At 62.3% G+C, this 18,646-nt stretch carries 15 protein-coding genes; 9 read left to right on the top strand and 6 right to left on the bottom strand.

Annotated features, from left to right (window positions below):
* The first annotated feature begins 69 nt into the window (after window positions 1–69).
* The 5 genes from L6D82_RS15565 (at window position 70) to L6D82_RS15545 (ending at window position 5,406) form a co-directional block, all read left to right on the top strand.
* Window positions 70–1,377, top strand: a complete 1,308-nt coding sequence (locus L6D82_RS15565; RefSeq protein ID WP_102718666.1) for a flavin-containing monooxygenase — start codon at window positions 70–72, stop codon at window positions 1,375–1,377.
* Window positions 1,378–1,435: 58 nt separating this feature from the next.
* Complete coding sequence (locus tag L6D82_RS15560) at window positions 1,436–1,852, top strand: RidA family protein (RefSeq protein WP_007950460.1); 417 nt, start codon at window positions 1,436–1,438, stop codon at window positions 1,850–1,852.
* 27 nt (window positions 1,853–1,879) lie between these two features.
* The gene (locus tag L6D82_RS15555; RefSeq protein ID WP_039766940.1) at window positions 1,880–2,557 is read left to right on the top strand and encodes a DUF1028 domain-containing protein; all 678 of its coding nucleotides are present in this window, start codon (window positions 1,880–1,882) and stop codon (window positions 2,555–2,557) included.
* Complete coding sequence (argE, locus tag L6D82_RS15550) at window positions 2,554–3,702, top strand: acetylornithine deacetylase (protein ID WP_236190222.1); 1,149 nt, start codon at window positions 2,554–2,556, stop codon at window positions 3,700–3,702. The genes L6D82_RS15555 and argE overlap by 4 nt, the downstream gene beginning before the upstream one ends.
* Before the next feature lie 288 nt (window positions 3,703–3,990).
* Window positions 3,991–5,406 (top strand): purine-cytosine permease family protein, encoded by a 1,416-nt coding sequence (locus tag L6D82_RS15545; RefSeq protein ID WP_007950463.1) that lies wholly within the window; start codon window positions 3,991–3,993, stop codon window positions 5,404–5,406.
* A 70-nt stretch (window positions 5,407–5,476) separates the two neighbouring features.
* Here L6D82_RS15545 and L6D82_RS15540 read toward each other — a convergent pair whose 3' ends face one another.
* Window positions 5,477–5,974: a winged helix-turn-helix transcriptional regulator gene (locus tag L6D82_RS15540; protein ID WP_236190220.1), complete on the bottom strand. Its 498-nt coding sequence runs from the start codon at window positions 5,972–5,974 to the stop codon at window positions 5,477–5,479.
* 99 nt (window positions 5,975–6,073) lie between these two features.
* Here L6D82_RS15540 and L6D82_RS15535 point away from each other — a divergent pair, with 99 nt between their 5' ends.
* Window positions 6,074–6,712, top strand: coding sequence for a cysteine hydrolase family protein (locus tag L6D82_RS15535; protein WP_011334648.1), 639 nt, complete (start codon window positions 6,074–6,076; stop codon window positions 6,710–6,712).
* Window positions 6,709–8,274, top strand: a complete 1,566-nt coding sequence (locus tag L6D82_RS15530) for an aldehyde dehydrogenase (NADP(+)) (protein WP_236190212.1) — start codon at window positions 6,709–6,711, stop codon at window positions 8,272–8,274. The genes L6D82_RS15535 and L6D82_RS15530 overlap by 4 nt, the downstream gene beginning before the upstream one ends.
* 87 nt (window positions 8,275–8,361) lie before the next feature.
* Here the strand turns inward: L6D82_RS15530 and ptrR are convergent, their stop codons facing one another.
* Window positions 8,362–9,243, bottom strand: a complete 882-nt coding sequence (gene ptrR / locus L6D82_RS15525) for a putrescine utilization regulator PtrR (RefSeq protein WP_007950470.1) — start codon at window positions 9,241–9,243, stop codon at window positions 8,362–8,364.
* 103 nt (window positions 9,244–9,346) lie between these two features.
* On the opposite strand from ptrR, the gene L6D82_RS15520 reads away from it, so the two are divergent.
* Complete coding sequence (locus L6D82_RS15520; protein WP_102718670.1) at window positions 9,347–10,738, top strand: aldehyde dehydrogenase family protein; 1,392 nt, start codon at window positions 9,347–9,349, stop codon at window positions 10,736–10,738.
* Between the two features lie 48 nt (window positions 10,739–10,786).
* On the opposite strand, the gene L6D82_RS15515 is transcribed toward L6D82_RS15520, so the two are convergent.
* A complete protein-coding gene (locus tag L6D82_RS15515) occupies window positions 10,787–12,319 on the bottom strand; it encodes an MFS transporter (protein ID WP_236190209.1) in 1,533 nt (510 codons plus the stop codon).
* Between the two features lie 76 nt (window positions 12,320–12,395).
* The gene (locus L6D82_RS15510) at window positions 12,396–13,226 is read right to left on the bottom strand and encodes an oxidoreductase (RefSeq protein WP_236190207.1); all 831 of its coding nucleotides are present in this window, start codon (window positions 13,224–13,226) and stop codon (window positions 12,396–12,398) included.
* 130 nt (window positions 13,227–13,356) lie between these two features.
* Between L6D82_RS15510 and L6D82_RS15505 the strand changes: the two genes are divergently transcribed.
* Window positions 13,357–14,262, top strand: coding sequence for a LysR family transcriptional regulator (locus tag L6D82_RS15505; RefSeq protein ID WP_236190205.1), 906 nt, complete (start codon window positions 13,357–13,359; stop codon window positions 14,260–14,262).
* Window positions 14,263–14,268: 6 nt separating this feature from the next.
* Here L6D82_RS15505 and L6D82_RS15500 read toward each other — a convergent pair whose 3' ends face one another.
* Both L6D82_RS15500 and ydiJ read right to left on the bottom strand, forming a co-directional pair.
* Window positions 14,269–15,438 carry an acetyltransferase domain-containing protein gene (locus tag L6D82_RS15500; RefSeq protein ID WP_236190203.1) on the bottom strand — a complete coding sequence of 390 codons (1,170 nt, stop codon included), beginning with the start codon at window positions 15,436–15,438 and terminating at the stop codon, window positions 14,269–14,271.
* Window positions 15,439–15,553: 115 nt separating this feature from the next.
* Window positions 15,554–18,583: a D-2-hydroxyglutarate dehydrogenase YdiJ gene (gene ydiJ / locus L6D82_RS15495; protein ID WP_236190201.1), complete on the bottom strand. Its 3,030-nt coding sequence runs from the start codon at window positions 18,581–18,583 to the stop codon at window positions 15,554–15,556.
* Window positions 18,584–18,646 lie beyond the last annotated feature (63 nt).

Here is an 18,646-nt window from a genome sequence, read left to right as displayed (position 1 = left end):
CTGATCCCAAGCACAGAGAACAGGTCGACAGCGACCTGAATCCAACGGCCTCGTGAGAAGGGATCAGAGATGACCACTGAAATAATAAAAACAGACACGCTTGTTGTCGGCGCCGGTCAAGCGGGTGTGGCCATGAGTGAACACCTGAGCAAACTCGGTGTGCCGCACCTGGTGCTGGAGCGCAGCCGCATTGCCGAACGCTGGCGCACCGGGCGCTGGGACTCGCTGGTGGCCAACGGTCCGGCGTGGCACGACCGGTTTCCGGGGATGGAATTCGATGATGTCGATCCGGACGGTTTTGCCCACAAGGAACGTGTCGCCGATTACTTCGAAGCGTATGCAAAGAAATTCAACGCGCCGATCCGCACCGGCGTCGATGTGAAAAGCGTAGTGCGTAATGTCGGTCGCCCGGGCTTCACCATCGAGACCTCCGAGGGCGTGATCGAAGCGGCCCGCGTCGTCGCCGCCACCGGCCCGTTCCAGCGTCCGGTGATCCCGGCCATTGCACCGAAAGATGAGCGTCTGCTGCAGATTCACTCGGCTGATTATCGCAACCCGCAGCAGTTGCCGGCCGGCGCAGTGCTGGTGGTCGGTGCCGGTTCGTCGGGCGTGCAGATCGCCGATGAATTGCAGCGCTCGGGCAAGCAGGTTTACCTCTCGGTCGGCGCCCACGACCGCCCTCCCCGCGCTTACCGCAACCGTGATTTCTGCTGGTGGCTGGGCGTGCTCGGCGAGTGGGATCAAGCCGCGATGAAACCCGGCCGCGAGCACGTGACCATCGCCGTCAGCGGTGCCCACGGTGGCCGCACCATCGACTTCCGTGGTCTGGCCCATCGCGGCATGACCCTGGTCGGCGTCACCGAATCGTTCAGCGACGGCGTGGTGACCTTCAAACAGGACCTGCGCGACAACCTCAAGCGTGGCGACGAGAACTACCTCGCGCTGCTGGATGCCGCCGACGCCTACATCGAACGCAACGGCCTCGACCTGCCGCTGGAACCGGAAGCCCGCGAGACTTATCCGGATCCTGAATGCGTGAAAAACCCGCTGGCCGATCTCGATCTGGCCGCCGCCGGTATCACCTCGATCATCTGGGCCACCGGGTTTGCCGTGGACTATTCGTGGCTGAAAGTCGCCGCGTTCGACGACAACGGCAAGCCGCAACACCAGCGCGGTGTGTCCAGCGAATCGGGCGTGTATTTCCTCGGTCTGCCGTGGCAGTCGCGACGCGGTTCGTCGTTCATCTGGGGCGTGTGGCACGACGCCAAGCACGTGGCCGATCACATCGCCACCCAGCGCAAATACCTGGCCTATCGCGATGCCGAACAACGCGAAGCCGCGCTGCACAACAACGCTGTCGACACCGTCGACGCTTGATTTCCCTCTTCAATCCCGGCGCCCGTCGCGCCGGGTCCGAATTCGTCAGGAGCCGCACATGAGTCAGCCAACCCACACCCGCATCCGCATGTTCAACACCAAGGACACTTACCCGAACCAGACCCTGGACAACGACCTGTGCCAGGCCGTGCGCGCCGGCAACACCGTGTATGTCCGTGGTCAGGTCGGGACCAATTTCGATGGCGAACTGGTCGGTCTCGGCGACCCGCGCGCGCAGACCGAACAGGCCATGCGCAACGTCAAGCAACTGCTCGAAGAGGCCGGCAGCGACCTGAGCCATATCGTCAAGACCACCACTTACCTGATCGACCCGCGCTACCGCGAGCCGGTGTATCAGGAAGTCGGCAAATGGCTGAAGGGCGTGTTCCCGATCTCCACCGGGCTGGTGGTGTCGGCTTTGGGTCAGCCGCAGTGGCTGATGGAAATTGATGTGGTTGCGGTGATTCCCGAGTAATTCGACCTTAGCGAAAGGAGGCCACACATGACATTTTCCATCGCCGCCCGCTGCCCCGAAACCGGTCAGTTCGGCATCGCCATCAGCTCCTCCAGCATCGCCGTCGGCGCCCGCTGCCCGTGGCTGTTGCCGGGGGTTGGTGCGGTGTCGAGCCAGAACATCACTCTGCCGTCGCTCGGCCCGGAAGTGCTCGCCCTGATGGAGCAAGGTCTGGCGCCCGAGGCGGCGCTGGACAAGGTGCTGACCCGCAACGGCTACAGTCAGTACCGGCAGATCACGGCCATTAACCACCTCGGCCAGACCGCGCATTTCAGCGGCGCGCAAACCTTGGGCGTGCACAACGCCGTGTCGGGAGAGCAATGCGTGGCGGCGGGCAACATGCTCGCCGGGCGCTCGGTGATCGAAGCCATGGTCAGCGCGTTCGAAGAAGGCGAAGGTCAATTGGCCGATCGCCTGATCAAAGCCCTGCACGCCGCCCAGGCCTTGGGTGGTGAAGCAGGTCCGGTGCATTCGGCAGCCGTGGTCGTGGTGGGTGAACTGACCTGGCCCATCGTCAACCTGCGGGTGGACTGGGCCGATGAAGACCCGATCGGCCAACTGCAAAAACTGTGGGACGCCTATCGCCCGCAGTTGCAGGACTACATCGACCGCGCCCTCGATCCGGCCAAGGCGCCGGGCTACGGGGTTGCCGGAGACGACCGATGAGCGACAGCGTCGCGTTGCTCAAGACGCTGGTGGGGTTCGACACCACCAGCCGCGAGTCCAACCTGCAATTGATCGACTTCGTGCGCAGCTACCTCGAAAGTTTCGACGTGCCATGCGAGCTGATCTACAACGATGAGCGCAGCAAGGCCAATCTGTTCGCCACGATTGGCCCGGCCGATCAGCCGGGCATCGTGTTGTCGGGGCACACCGATGTGGTGCCCGTCGATGGCCAGCCGTGGACGCTGCCGCCGTTCGAACTCAGCGAGCGTGACGGCAAGCTTTACGGTCGCGGCACGGCGGACATGAAGGGCTACATCGCCTGCGTGCTGGCGCTGGTGCCGTCGTTGCTCGAAGCACCGTTGCGACTGCCGGTGCACATTGCTTTGTCCTATGACGAAGAAGTCGGCTGCCTCGGCGTGCGCTCGTTGCTCAAGGTGCTGGAGCAGCGTCCGGTCAAACCGCTGCTGTGCATCATCGGCGAGCCGACCGAACTCAAACCGGTGCTCGGGCACAAGGGCAAACTGGCAATGCGTTGCGATGTCCAGGGTCATGCCTGTCACTCGGCCTACGCGCCGCTCGGAGTGAACGCCATCGAGTGCGCCGCCGAGCTGATCGGCGAGCTGGGACGCATCGGCCGGCAACTCAAGGACGAGCACCTCGATCCGCGTTTCGACCCGCCGTACTCCACGGTGCAAACCGGCGTGATCAACGGTGGCAAGGCGTTGAACATCGTCCCCGCCGACTGTCGTTTCGACTTCGAAATCCGCGCCCTGCCCTCGCAGGATCCGGCGGTCGTCGCGCAGCAACTCAAGACCTATGCCGAACAGCAAATGCTGCCGCGCATGCGGGCCGTCAGCGAGCAGAGCGATATCCGTTTCAGCGAACTGTCGGCCTATCCGGGGCTGGCCACCGATGCCCGAAGCAAGGCTGCGCAATTGATCGCCACGTTCTGTGGTTCGGACGATTTCGGTACTGTTGCGTTTGGGACCGAAGGTGGCTTGTTTGACGCAGTGGGGATTCCCACGGTGGTGTGCGGCCCCGGCAGCATGGATCAGGGCCACAAGCCGGACGAGTTCGTCAGCGTCGATCAGCTCACGGCCTGCGATGAAATGTTGCATCGAATGTTGGCGTCTATTCGCCTTTGAAAGACCGGTCTGGCTGCTGGATCAAGTCCGCAGCCGAGCCGCAATAACACCGACAGACAGCTGCTCCGATGGAGGTCAGCTGCGTTGTCGTTCATGGCGCTGAAACGCCCGAAACAGAGCGTTTCAACCTGACCGGAGAGCCTCGTTTTTTTAACGCCTGAAGCAACAAAACTACTAATTTATCTCTCCCCTTTCCTTGCCCATGATCAACCCCAACAAGAAATGCGCCGTCCGTGCCGGCGCTCACTGAAGTACGTCCACGTACTCGTCCTTGCCTTGGAGTTCGTCATGGCCACCTCTGCAACAACGTCCGCACCGCTCATTGAAAAACATACGATCGGCTATGTGCCGCCCGAAGATCGCCACGGAAAGGTTCGGGATCTGTTCACCCTCTGGTTCGGCGGCAATATCGCGCCGTTGCCCATCGTCACCGGCGCCCTCGGCGTGCAGTTGTTTCACCTGAATCTGGTATGGGGCATCGTCGCCATTCTGGTTGGCCATCTGGTCGGCGGTGTGCTGATGGCGCTGCACTCGGCGCAAGGCCCGCAGATGGGCATTCCGCAGATGATCCAGAGCCGCGCGCAGTTCGGCTCCCTCGGCGCATTGCTGGTGGTGCTGATTGCCGGCGTCATGTACATCGGCTTCTTCGCCTCCAACATCGTGCTGGCCGGCAAGTCGCTGCATGGCGTGGTCGACAGCGTTCCGGTGCCGGTCGGCATCGTCATCGGCGCGCTGGGCTCGGGAATCATCGGGATCATCGGTTACCGCTTCATCCACGTGCTCAACCGCATCGGCACTTGGGTGCTGGGGATCGGCATCGTGGTCGGCTTCGGCTACATCCTCACCCACATCCAGACCGATGACTTCCTCACTCGCGGCAGCTTCAACATCTCGGGCTGGCTTGCGACGGTGTCGCTGGCGGCGCTGTGGCAGATCGCGTTTGCGCCTTACGTGTCGGACTACTCGCGTTACCTGCCGGCGAATGTGCCGGTGGCGGCGACTTTCTGGACGACCTATCTGGGATCGGCGCTGGGCTCGAGCCTGTCGTTCGTGTTCGGCGCCGTTGCCGTGCTGGCAACACCGGTGGGCATGGACACCATGGACGCGGTGAAACTCGCCACCGGCGCCATCGGCCCGTTGATGCTGGTGCTGTTCCTGCTCAGCGTCATCAGCCACAACGCCCTCAACCTCTACGGCGCGGTGCTGTCGTTGATCACCCTTGTGCAGACCTTCGCCTACCGCTGGATTCCGACCGCCAAGAGCCGCGCAGTGATTTCGATCATCGTGCTGCTGGCCTGCTGCTTCGCTGCGGTCGGCGCGTCGGCAGACTTCATCGGCCACTTTGTCGACATGGTGCTGGTGCTGCTGGTGGTGTTGGTGCCGTGGACCGCGATCAACCTGATCGACTTCTACGCCATTCACAAAGGCCAGTACGACATCGGCTCGATCTTCCAGGTCGATGGCGGCATCTACGGCCGCTACAACCCGCAGGCCTTGCTGGCGTATGCGATCGGTATCGCGGTGCAGATTCCATTCATGAACACGCCGCTGTACGTCGGGCCGGTGTCGGCGCACATCAACGGCGCGGACCTGTCGTGGGTGGTTGGCTTGCTGGTGACCTCGCCGCTGTATTTCTGGCTGGCGACTCGTGACAGTGCTTATCGTCGGCGGCTGACTTCCGGAAAACTGGCGGGCAGTCTGTAAGCCATTCGTTCTGCGCTGACACACGAAGGCCCTCGCAAATGAGGGCCTTTTTTGTTTTGGATGGAGCCATCTATTTCGCCTTGAACGCCTCACGCCGCGCCTGTCGTTCCGCGGCGTACGCCTCTTGCGGCTGGCTGATCAAATCCTCACGGCGCAACACTTCACCGCAGTGATCGCACATCGGTCCGAGGCCGGCGCTGTGGTTGCAGTTCTTGTGGGTCATGTTCACCGCCAGCCCTTCCTCCGGCGACTTGCACCAGGTCTCGCCCCAGGCACGTAACGCAATCACCACCGGGTAAAACGCCTCACCCTTTGCAGTGAGGTGGTACTCGTAGCGTTTCGGCCGCTCGTTGTACAAGCGGCGCTCGACCAGCCCGTCCGCCTCCAGGCTTTTCAGACGGGCGGCGACCATCTGTGGCGTACCGCCCGTCTGGGCCAGGATCTCGTCGTAGCGATGGCTGCCCATGAACAATTCGCGCAAAACCAGCACCGTCCAGCGGTCGCCGACGATCGACTCGGCCCGGGAAATCGGGCACAGCGTGTCGGGAAGACTATCGTTTACAGCCATCAGGGCTTGCCTCTTTCACAGTTACTATGATTATCATATCAACACGATGCGGGAACAAGCCCTGAGCATCGATCACTCTCATTGCCGGAGTACATCGTCATGTCGAAACCTCTCTATCCGCTCGACAGAACCGCCTACCTGCTGGTCGATCCGTACAACGATTTTCTCTCGGACGGCGGCAAGATCTTTCCGCTGCTCAAACCGATGGCCGAGCAGAACGGCCTGCTCGACAACCTGCGCAAACTCGATCGCGCCGTGCGGGCCCTGCCGATTCCGGTCGTCATCGTACCGCATCACCGCTGGGTAAAAGGCGACTACGAGAACTGGGATCATCCAACCCCGACCCAACAAAAGATCATGCACATGCACCACTTCGCGCGCGGCGAATGGGGTGGCGAATGGCACCCGGATTTCGCGCCGAAGGACGGCGACATCGTGGTCCAGGAACACTGGGGCTCCAGCGGTTTCGCCAACACCGACCTGGATTTTCGCCTGAAGCAGCAAGGCATCACTCACGTGATCATCGTCGGCCTGCTGGCCAACACCTGCATCGAAGCCACCGCGCGCTATGCGTCCGAACTCGGCTATCACGTCACGCTGGTGCGCGATGCGACCGCCGCGTTCAAAGAGGAAATGATGCACGCCGCCCACGAACTCAACGGCCCGACCTTCGCTCATGTCATCACCACTACAGACGAACTGATCGCCAACCTTCAGTCGCAAGGTGACGCAAAATGACTCTGACCGGCCACATGCTGATCGGCGCCACTGACGTCGCCGCCACCGAGGGCACGATGAAGGCGCTGAATCCAGCGACCAACACGCTGATCGAGCCGGATTTTGCCTTCGGCGGCGCGGCGCAAGTCGATCAGGCTGCAACCCTCGCCGACGCGGCATTCGATAGCTATAGCCACACCTCGCTGACCGAACGTGCGGCGTTTCTGGAAAGCATCGCCGACAACCTCGACGCCGTGCGCGAAGAAATGGCTGCCCGGGCCGCGCTGGAAACCGGCCTACCCCATGCACAACTGGAAGGCGAAGCCGCCAAAGCTGCGACCCAGTTCCGTCAGTTCGCCGAGGTGGTGCGCAGGGGGCGCTTTCTGCAACTGGCGATAGACCCGGCGCAACCTGATCGCCAGCCGCGACCACGGATGGATCATCGCCTGCAGAAAGTTGCCATCGGCCCGGTGGCGATCTTCGGTGCGAGCAATTTTCCGATCTCCTATTCGGTGGCCGGCGGCGACACCGCGTCGGCACTTGCAGCCGGTGCGACGGTGATTCTCAAGGCGCATAACGCGCATCCTGGAGCCTCGGAAATCCAGGCTAGCGCCATCCGTAAAGCGGTGCAGAAGCATGGCTTGCACGAGGGTGTTTTTTCGATGGTGCGCGGTGGCGGCAATGCCATCGGTGAGGCGCTGGTCGATCATCCTTTGATTAAAGCGGTGACGTTCACCGGTTCAGAGGTGGGCGGCATGGCGCTTTATCGTCGCGCGCAGTTGCGGCCTGATCCGATTCCGGTTTTCACCGAAATGACCAGCGTCAACCCGACGTTCATTTTGCCCGCAGCGCTGTCCGCGCGTGGCGGCGAAATCGGCGATGGCTTTATCGAGCGGATGCTGGTGAATGTCGGGCAGGCCTGTCTGTGTCCGTCGATTCTGATCGCGATTGAAGGCGAAGGTCTGCAAGCGCTGCGCAATGCGATGATCAAACGGATCAGCGAAGCGCCAGCGCGTACGATGCTGACGCCGGGGATTCACGGGTCATACGTTAACGGCCTGGTGGCGATGGAAAGCGTGGGGGCGAAGCTGGTGGCAGTCGGCGCACCAGCGGATGGCCAATTTGAAGGCCGCTCGGCGCTGCTGGAAGTTGACGGTCAACGCCTGCTCGGCGAACCGGCGCTGGCCCATGAAGTGTTCGGTCCGGCCGCGTTGCTGGTAACGGTCAACGATGAGGAAGAATTGCTGGCGGTCGCGCGGTCGTTCAAGGGCCAACTGAGCGCAGCCATTCACCTTGAAGACCGCGATCTGGATCTGGCCCGGCGTCTGCTGCCGATCCTCGAACGCCGCACCGGACGCATCGTGGTCAACGCCTTCGCCCATCCGCAGGAAGTGACCTTCGCCACCGTACACGGCGGGCCATTCCCGGCCACGTCGGACAGCCGCTTCACCTCGGTCGGCATGACCTCGATCGAGCGCTTTTTGCGGCCGGTGGCGTATCAGGGCTTTCCGAATGCGTTGCTGCCGGAGGTGTTGCGCGACGGCAATCCACTCGACTTGCCCCGCAGCATCGACGGCCAATGAAAAATGCCCGGTTCGGCGGATCACCGAACCGGGCACGCTTTTCAATCAAATGAGCAGGTCTTCATGGAGAGACCCGAACCCATAGGGTCAATTCTCTTCTGCGCGCACCACACCGCGCTCTTCCAGCAAGCGCACAAACATGCTCAGACTGCGCGAAACCGTACCCCGCCGCCATACCAGCCACGTCGTCAGATAGCGGAAATCCGACGCCAGCGGCCAGACACTCACCGTCGCGCAACCGGGCATGCTCTGCAGCATGCTGCGCGGCATCAAAGCCAGACCGGCGCCCGCGCTGACGCAGGCAAGCATGCCGTGATAAGACTCCATTTCAAAAATCTTGCCGGGCACGGCAGCATCGGTGCTGAACCATTTTTCGAAGTGATGGCGATAGGAGCAGTTCGAGCGGAACGCATAGATGTTCTCGCCGTTCACGTCCGCCGCGCGCTGGATCGGCCCGTGATGCAGTGGCGAGATGATGACCATTTCTTCTTCGAACGCCGGGATGCCCTCCAGCGCCGGATGCAGGACCGGGCCGTCGACGAACGCGGCCGCCAGTCGCCCGGAAAGCACACCGTCGATCATCGTCCCGGACGGCCCGGTCGACAGGTCCAGATCGACCTTCGGGTGTTGCTGGTTATAGGTTGCCAGCAAACCGGGAATCCGCACCGCCGCCGTGCTTTCCAGGGAGCCCAGCGGGAACGCGCCTTGCGGTTCCTCGCCGGCCACCGTGGCGCGGGCTTCCTGGACCAGGTCAAGGATGCGCCGTGCGTACTCGAGAAAACTCCAGCCGGCCGGCGACAGGCGCAAGCGGCTTTTCTCACGGATGAACAGGTCGACGCCCAGATCTTCCTCCAACTGTTTGATGCGGGTCGTCAGGTTCGACGGCACGCGATGGATCTGCGCCGCCGCCGCGCTGATGCTGCCGTGCTCGGCAACAGCCTTGAAAATTTCCAGTTGCACCAGATCCACAGTCATTCTCCAATCGTGAAAGAAACGATCTTTATTATTCAGTTTCCAGAAACCAAACGCCACCCTACTCTGAGCGCATCCACTGACCTCGCAGGACGATGCCATGAGCCCGATTTCCAGCCAGACCCACGCTATCTCGATCAATCCCGCCACCGGCGAGCAGATCGGTCATTACGCTTTCGAATCCGCCGAAGCCCTCGACGCTGCGCTGACCCGCGCCGCCTTCGGCTTCAACAAGTGGAAACGCAAACCGCTGCAGGATCGCTCCCGCGCCCTGACTGCGCTGGCCGGCGCGCTGCGTGACAGCAGCGAAGCCATGGCGACCATGATCACCCAGGAAATGGGCAAACCGATCGCCCAGGCCCGTGGTGAAATCGAGAAATGCGCCAAGCTCTGCGAGTGGTATGCCGAACACGGCCCGGCCATGCTCAACGCCGAAGCGACGCTGGTCGAAGGCGGCAAGGCGCGCATCGAATACCGTCCGCTCGGCCCGATCCTCGCCGTGATGCCGTGGAACTTTCCGATCTGGCAAGTGCTGCGCGGCGCCGTCCCGGCGCTGATCGCCGGCAACACCTACGTACTCAAGCATGCACCGAACGTGATGGGCAGCGCCTATCTGTTGCGCGACGCCTTCACCCGCGCCGGTTTCGCCGATGGCGTGTTTGAAGTGATCAACGTCACCCCGGAAGGCGTTTCCACCGCCATTGCTGATCCGCGCATTGCTGCCGTGACCCTGACCGGCAGCGTCCGCGCCGGCATGGCCATCGGCGCACAGGCCGGTGCCGCGCTGAAGAAATGCGTGCTGGAACTCGGCGGTTCCGATCCGTTCATCGTGCTCAACGACGCCGATATCGACGAAGCCGTGCAAGCAGCAGTGATCGGTCGTTATCAGAACTCCGGCCAGGTCTGCGCCGCCGCCAAACGTCTGATCATCGAAGAAGGCGTAGTCGAAGAATTCACCCGCAAATTCGTCGAAGCCACGCGCCAGTTGAAGATGGGCGATCCGTTGTCCGCCGACAACTACATCGGCCCGATGGCTCGTTTCGACCTGCGCGACGAACTGGATCAACAAGTGCGCGACACCCTGGAAGAAGGCGCCACCCTGCTGCTCGGCGGCGGCAAAGTCCAAGGACCGGGCAACTACTACGAGCCGACCGTACTGGCCGACGTCACCGACCGCATGACCTCGTTCAAGCAGGAACTGTTCGGCCCGGTGGCCTCGATCATCACCGCCCGCGATTGCGCCCACGCCGTGGCCCTGGCCAACGACAGCGAGTTCGGCCTGACCGCCACGATCTACACCGCCAACGTCGCCCTGGCCCAGCAACTGACCAGCGAACTGGAAACCGGCGGCGTGTTCATCAACGGCTACTCCGCCAGCGACCCGCGCGTGACCTTCGGCGGCGTGAAGAAAAGCGGTTTCGGCCGTGAGCTGTCGCACTTCGGCGTGCGCGAGTTCTGCAATGCGCAGACGGTGTGGCTGGATCGCCGTTGATCCAATGAAAAAAGCCCGAAAGCATTTTGCGCTTCCGGGCTTTTTCATTTATGCCGCAGCCTGTTGGGGTTCCGACACCGTCCGATCTCTGCTTAATAGCCCCAGCACCACAGCCGCCGACACCAGGGTGATGATCGTCAGGATGTGCAGCAGATACTGGAACGCCGAGGCGTAACCCTGCACCAGCCGTTCGTTAGCCAACCCCGGAACTGTGTTGATCGCATGGGCCATGTCGCCAGTAGTCACCCGGTGCGCAGTCTCGGCAATCAGCTCTGCGTCTGCACCGCCGGCCACTGCTTGTAGATCCGTGTGTAGCAGCGAAGCAAGAATCGCCGCGACGCTGGCCAACGCAATCCCCTCACCCGCCACCCGCACCGTGTTGAATATCCCGGCCGCCATACCGGCGCGCTCTTTCGGCACCACGCTGACCGACAGTCCATCCATCAAGCCCCACGGCAGACCCGCGCCGATTCCGATCAATACCATCGGCACCACCAGCGCAAATTTCGGCTCGTCGACGTTGTACAGGCTCAGCCAGTGCAGCCCCACGGCGGCAATCAAAAAACCCACGCCCGACAAGACTCCCGCCGAAACAAAACGTGTCATGGACGCCGCAAGCATCGGCACCACCAGCATCGGTGCCGACAGCGCCAGCAACAGCAGACCGGCATCGATTTCACTCAAGCCTTCGACGCCGATAAAGCGCAGCGGCAGCATGACCACCAGCACGATGTAGCAATAGCAGGTGCCGATCGGCAGCATCTGCACGCCGACGAAGCGCGGAAAGCGGAACAGCGTCAGATCGAGCATCGGGCGTTTGACGCGCATTTCGATGAAGACGAACAGCGCCAGCAACAACGCGGAAGCACCCAACAGACCGACCACTAACGGACTGCTCCAACCGCTTTCGGGCGCCTGGATCACTCCGAACGTGAACAGCGCAAGCACCGAGCTGAACGTCACGGTACCCGCCCAGTCGAGACCGCTGGCGTCGGGGTCGCGGGTTTCACGCATGCGCGGCAGGCCGAAGACCATCGCGATCACACCAATCAGCGCGGTGAACACAAAGATCGCGCGCCAGTTGAACGCCTCGATCAACGCTCCGGCCACCAACGGGCCGAACGCGAGACCGATACCAAACGTGGTGCCGAGCATGCTGTACGCACGGGTGCGCGCATGACCTTCGAACTCCTGCGCCAACGCCGCCGAACCGCTGGCCAGCGCCGCAGCACCGGCCACGCCCTGAATCGCCCGCAACACATCCAGCCAGAACACCGAAGGCGCCAGGCTCTGGGCAATCGACGCTGCGGTGAACAACAGCATGCCGGCGGTGAACAGGCGCTTGCGTCCATAGACATCGGCCAACGCCCCCGCCGCCATCAGCAGACTGCCGAACGACAACATGAACGCATTGGTGATCCAGGTCAGCGCCACAGGGCTGCCGCCCAGGTCACGGCCGATGGCCGGCGTCGCCACCGCGCCACCGGTAAAACTTAACGGAAGGACCAGCGCCGACAGGCAAATGGCCGCGAGGATCAGCAGCTTGTCGCGCGTGCCTTGGTGTTGGGAGACGTTTGTCATGATTTCATCCAATGAAAAGAAAATCAGGCTGCGATCAATAGAGCGCAGCCTGCGATAGCTTCAACGAGGGGCTAGGTCAGTCCTTGAAATCCGTGGACAACGCCAGCTCATTCCACTCGGCCAGTTCCTGCGCCACCAAACGGTTCTTCGCTTCGATCCGCGCAATCGTGTCGCTGCCCAACGCCAGCCGCTGCGGCGGGTTCGGTGCGTTGACCAGTGCCAGCATCGCTTCGGCAAACTTCACAGGATCGCCCGGTTGTGCATGGTTGGCCGCTTCGGCAAAGGTGCGCATCTTGCCGACGGTTTCGTCGTAGTCCGGCAGCACCAGTGCGGTCTTGATCAGCGATTGCTCGTCGAGGAAGTCGGTGCGGAAGAAGCCCGGTTCGACCACCGTGGCATGAATGCCCAGCGGCGCCAGCTCCTGATGCAGCGCTTCGCTGATGCCTTCCACTGCGAACTTGGTCGAGCCATAGACACCCCAGCCCACGTAGGCCTGATAACCGCCAATCGACGAGATGTTGATGACCCGTCCGCTGCGCTGGGCGCGCATGTGTGGCAGGACGGCGCGGGTGACGTTGAGCAGGCCGAACACGTTGGTGGCGAACAGGCGCTCGGTTTCGCTGGCGCTGGTTTCTTCAACGGCGCCCAACACGCCGAAGCCGGCATTGTTGATCAGCACGTCGATGCGACCGAAGCGCTTGATGCCTGCTGCCACCGCTTGGTGGGCTTCCTCTTCGCGGGTGACGTCCAGCCGCACGGCCAGCAGGTTCGGGTGTTCGCCGAGGCGGTCGGTGATGTCTTGCGGGTTGCGGGCGGTGGCAATCACCGCGTCACCGGCACGCAGGGCCTGTTCAGCGATAAGGGTGCCAAAACCACGGGAAGCTCCGGTAATCAGCCAGGTACGCATATCAACTCCTCCTGTCGGTGACCCTGGCGAGATTGCCGGGCCTTCTTGATGAGTTGAGTCGACTTTAAAGCCGTGCTACTGATGTGATAATCCCAACAAATTTGCATGACTTTGTGAAAGGCGCTCACAAATGAAAAACCCGTCCACGACGGATCTGCCGATCTTTCTCTGCATTGCCCAGCACCTGAATTTCAGCCGTGCGGCGGTGGATCTGGGCCTGACGCCGTCGGCGCTGAGCCATTCATTGCGAGCGCTGGAAAATCGCCTCGGCGTGCGCCTGTTCAATCGCACCACCCGCAGCGTGGCTCTGACCGAGGCGGGCGAACGGTTGTATGCGCGGCTGAAACCGGCGTTTCGCGATATCGAAGATGCGCTTGAAGACCTCAATCACTTTCGCGACAAGCCCTCGGGCAATCTGCGCATTACCTCCGGGCGCCAGGCGTGCGAGCTGGTGCTGCTGCCTATAGCCAGCGAGTTTCTGAAGATTTACCCGGATATTCGTCTGGAAGTAGTCGAGAGCGATGCGCTGCTGGATATCGTCGCCTCCGGATTCGATGCAGGTGTACGCTTCGGCAACCGGCTGGAAGCTGACATGGTGTCGATGCCCATCGGACCGAATCTGCGTTCAGTGGTGGTCGGCTCACCCGGCTTTTTCGAACGACATCCCGCGCCACAGAAACCTGAAGATTTGCATGCCCTTCCCTGCATCCGACATCGGTTCCCGAGCGGTTCGATGTACCGCTGGGAATTCGAACGCGGTGGCATTGAACAGGAAATCGAGGTCAACGGCCCCCTGACCCTGGGCGATGTCAGCCTGATGATCGGCCCGGCGTTGCAGGGCTTGGGACTGGCGTATGTGTTCGAGGACATGGCTCGCGAGCACTTGGCGAGCGGACGGCTGGTGCAGGTGCTGGCGGACTGGTGTCCGTACTATCCCGGCCTGCACCTGTACTACCCGAGCCGACGCCATGTACCGGCGCCGCTCAAGGCGTTTATCGACTTCGCCCGCAATGCCCGCGAGGGCAAAACGAGCTGAGCCGTTCTACAGATACTTCAACCAGGCGATGTCACGGCGTCGGGCCTTCAGTGCCGAAAACCAGCGCACGGCCGGGAACAAAGCGACCGCCAGCACCATCGCCGACAGCCACACCGCCGTAACCGACGAGAAACCGAAATAGGTGCCCTGATTGAGCCCGAACAGCGCCACGCCAATCAGGTACAACACCTTCAGCGCATACAGGTGCAGCAGGTAGAAAAACATCGGCGCCGAGCCGAACACCGTCAGCCAGCGAATCCAGCGTCGATCCTGCGCGCGTTCGAACACCAGCAACAGCAGTAGCCCGACACTTACCGTTAACGTGATGAACAACAGCGACGGCGGGTATTTGGTAATGTTGAAGAAGCTCATCAGGGTTTGCAGACCGCTGTCACCGAAGGCCCAGGGTTTCTCGCCGTAACCGTTGACCAGTCGTAGTCCGACAAAGCCCAGCAACCCGGCGACACCACCGATCAACAAACGGCGCTGGCGCACGCCGGCATCGGCTGCGCGAGCGAACCACGGCCCCAGCGCGTAACCCAGCCCGATCACGCCGATCCACGGCAACAACGGGTACGAGGTGCGCAGACGCAAAGTCTCGCCGGCCTCGATCCAACCGCGGTCATGCAGGATTGCCCATGGCACGTGCAGTGCCGACTCCGTTGCGAAGTGCAGTCCGTCGAGCAGGTTGTGCCCGGCGACGATCGCAACGCTCAACGTCAGCAGCAGCCAGCGTGGCAGCCAGACCAGCAGCGACAGCGCGATCATGCTCAGGCCGATCGCCCAGATCACTTGCAGGTAGATCACGGTCGGCGGCAGCTGGAACGTCCAGGCGAAATTCACCAGGGTGAATTCGAGCGCCACCAGAAACAAACCGCGCTTGAACAGGAAGGCACTGACGTCAGCCTTGCCGTCGTACTTCTCGCCGAACAGCCACGCCGACAACCCGGTCAGCAGCACGAACACCGGCGCGCACAGATGTGCCAGGGTGCGGCTGAAGAACAGCGCCGGTTCCGTGCTGGCGATGTCCATCGGGTCGCTGACCTGTCGATGCAGCAGAAAGGTTTCGCGCACGTGGTCCAGCAACATGAACAGAATCACCAGGCCACGCAGCGCATCAATGGACAGCAACCGGCCAGTGGCCGAGGGGGCAGAACGGGTAACCGCAATCGTCATGGAAGTATCGCAATCGAAAGGTTGATCGATGCAGCCGCCCGAAAGCGGCCGCATAATTTGCGTTACCTTATAACATGAAAAACCGATCCAATCGCCAGTGGTTCTCAAGCAGCGATCACGCGGTACGCAGGGTTTCCAGCACGACCTGCAACGGATGGCGTAACTGTCGATCGGCTTGGCGCTTGACCTGACTACGGCAGGAATACCCGGTGGCCAGCGCCTCGCCCTTCTCCACCGGCGCCTCGATCTGCTTCGCCCAGGATTGCTCGTAGATCACTGCCGAGGTCTCGCGATTGCGCGCTTCGTGTCCGTAAGTACCGGACATCCCACAGCACCCGATGGCCTGGGTCGCCAGCTTCAGGCCGACGCGCTCGAACACCTGCTCCCATTGCCGGGTGGCGGCCGGGGCGTTGGTTTTTTCGGTGCAGTGCGCCAGCAGGCGGAAGGTTTCGTCGCGGCGCGTTCCGACTTGCTCCGGCATGACCTTGAGCAACCACTCCTGCACCAGCGCCACCTCCGGGCATTGCTCCATCCCAGGGACTTTCAGATATTCCTGGCGATAGACCAGAGTCATCGCCGGATCGAGCCCCACCAACGGCACCCCGATCTCGGCCAGCGCGCGCAACTGCCCGGCATTGCGCAACGCCGCGCGATTGAACGCCGACAGGAAACCCTGCACGTGCAGCGGCTTGCCGTTGGCACTGAACGGCGCCAGATAAACCTGATAACCGAGACGCGAAATCAGCTCGATCAGATCCGCCAGCAGCGGCGCCTCGAAATACCGCGTGAACGCGTCCTGCACCAGCACCACGCTGCGTTCACGTTGCGCCTGGGTCAGCGCCGACAACACCTCGACCGACGCCGGCTGAACCTGCCAGCGACGCATCGCCGCGTGGAAATCGAAACGGCTGAGCAACGGCACATCGACCATGCCGCCAAGGCGCTCGATCAAGCGCCGGCTGAACGAGGCGCCCATCAAGCCGTTGTAGAGCAACGGAATCCGCGCCATGTACGGAATCGTGTACTCCAGCGAGGCAATCAGATAATCCCGCGCCGGCCGCAGATAACGGGTGTGGTACAGCTCCAGAAACCGTGAACGGAAGTCCGGCACGTTCACTTTCACCGGGCACTGCCCCGCGCAGGACTTGCACGCCAGGCACCCGGCCATGGCGTCGTACACCTCGTGGGAAAAGTCCTGTTCCTGTGCACGGCTGTTGCGCCAGCGCTGCAGCAACGTGCTGAAAAACGGCGGACGGCGACTGGCATCGGCCAACACATCAACACCCGCCTCGCCCTGCAAACGCAGCCATTCGCGAATCAGCGAAGCGCGGCCCTTGGGCGATTGCGCGCGCTGGCGGGTGGCTTTCCACGACGGGCACATGGCGTCGTCGGGATCAAAGTTGTAGCAGGCGCCGTTGCCGTTGCAGTGCATGGCCGCGCCGTAGTCCTGCCAGACTTTCTCGTCGATCTGCCGATCGAGTTCGCCGCGCAGGGTCACTTCGTCGATCTTCAGCAATGCCGCGCCGGGAATGTTCGGCGTGGCGATCTTGCCGGGGTTGAACTGGTTGAACGGATCGAACGCCGCCTTCAAGGCTTGCAACGCCGGGTACAACTCACCGAAGAACGCCGGCGCATATTCCGAACGCAGGCCCTTGCCGTGCTCACCCCACAGCAGGCCGCCGTAACGCTGGGTCAACGCGGCGACGCCGTCCGACACCGGGCGCACCAGTGCGGCTTGTTGTGGGTCTTTCATGTCGAGAATCGGCCGTACGTGCAGCACGCCGGCATCGACGTGGCCAAACATGCCGTATTGCAGCTTATGGCTGTCGAGCAGGTCGCGCAGTTCGGCGATGTACTCGGCCAGGTGTTGCGGTGGCACGGCGGTGTCTTCGACAAACGGCTGTGGCCGCGCTTCACCGGCGACGTTGCCGAGCAGACCCACTGCGCGTTTGCGCATGCCATAAACGCGATTCACCGCTGCATGACCGACAGCCAGCGTATGGCCCAGGCGCTCGACTGTGGCGTCAGTGCCCAGGTGCCGGACGAAGGCCTCGACCCGACCTTGCAGCTCCTCGGGATCGTCACCGCAGAACTCCACCAGGTTGATCCCCAGCGTCGGCCGCTCGGCGCTTTCCGGAAAGTACTCGGCGACGCCATGCCAGACGATGTCCTGCATCGCCAGCAACAGCACTTTGGAGTCGACGGTTTCAATCGACAGCGGCTTGAGCGCCATCAGCGCCCGGGCATCGCGCAAGGCATCCATGAAGCCGGCGTAGCGAATGTTCACCAGCATCGTGTGCTTGGGGATCGGCAATACGTTGAGTTTGGCCTCGACCACAAACCCCAGCGAACCCTCGGCGCCGCACAGCACGCTGTTGAGGTTGAAACGGTTGTCGGCCTCGCGCAGGTGCGCCAGGTCGTAGCCGGTCAGGCAGCGATTGAGATCGGGGAAGGTTTCCCGGATCAGCTCGCCCTGCTCATCAATGATCTGCCGCGCACAGCGATACACCTCACCGGCCCGGCCCTCGCGAGCACACTCCGCTGTCAGCTCGCTTTCTTCCAGCGGGCGACCGTGCAAGCGCTCGCCACCCCGCAGGACCATGTGCAGTTCCAGCACGTGGTCGCGGGTCTTGCCGTAGGTGCAACTGCCCTGGCCGCTGGCGTCGGTGTTGATCATGCCGCCGACCGTAGCGCGGTTGGAGGTCGACAGTTCCGGGGCGAAAAACAGCCCGGCGGATTTCAGGGCGGCGTTCAGTTGGTCCTTCACCACACCGGCCTGCACCCGCACCCAACGCTGTTCAACGTTGATTTCGAGGATGCGGTTCATGTGCCGCGACAAGTCGACGACGATGCCATCGGTCAACGACTGGCCGTTGGTACCGGTGCCGCCGCCGCGAGGCGTGATCACCACTTTCTGGTACGCCGGTTCGGCGATCAGGCGCGCCAGCAGCGCCACGTCGTCGGCGTCACGCGGGAATACCGCCGCTTGCGGCAAGCGCTGGTAGATCGAGTTGTCAGTGGCCAGCACCACGCGGCTGGCGTAGTCGGCACTGATTTCGCCGCGAAAACCGCCGGTTTCAAGGGCTTTGAGAAACTGTTGGTAATCGGTGTTCAGCGCGGTGGAAGGCGACAGCTGGGCAATCATCGGGAGGGCAATCTCGGTCAAAAACGGGCCGTGTGGCGGTGAACAGTTGTGCGCAATGAATGA

This window comes from Pseudomonas paraglycinae (assembly GCF_021601625.1).
Classification (GTDB): domain Bacteria; phylum Pseudomonadota; class Gammaproteobacteria; order Pseudomonadales; family Pseudomonadaceae; genus Aquipseudomonas; species Aquipseudomonas paraglycinae.
This window is presented reverse-complemented; position numbering and strand designations above follow the sequence as displayed.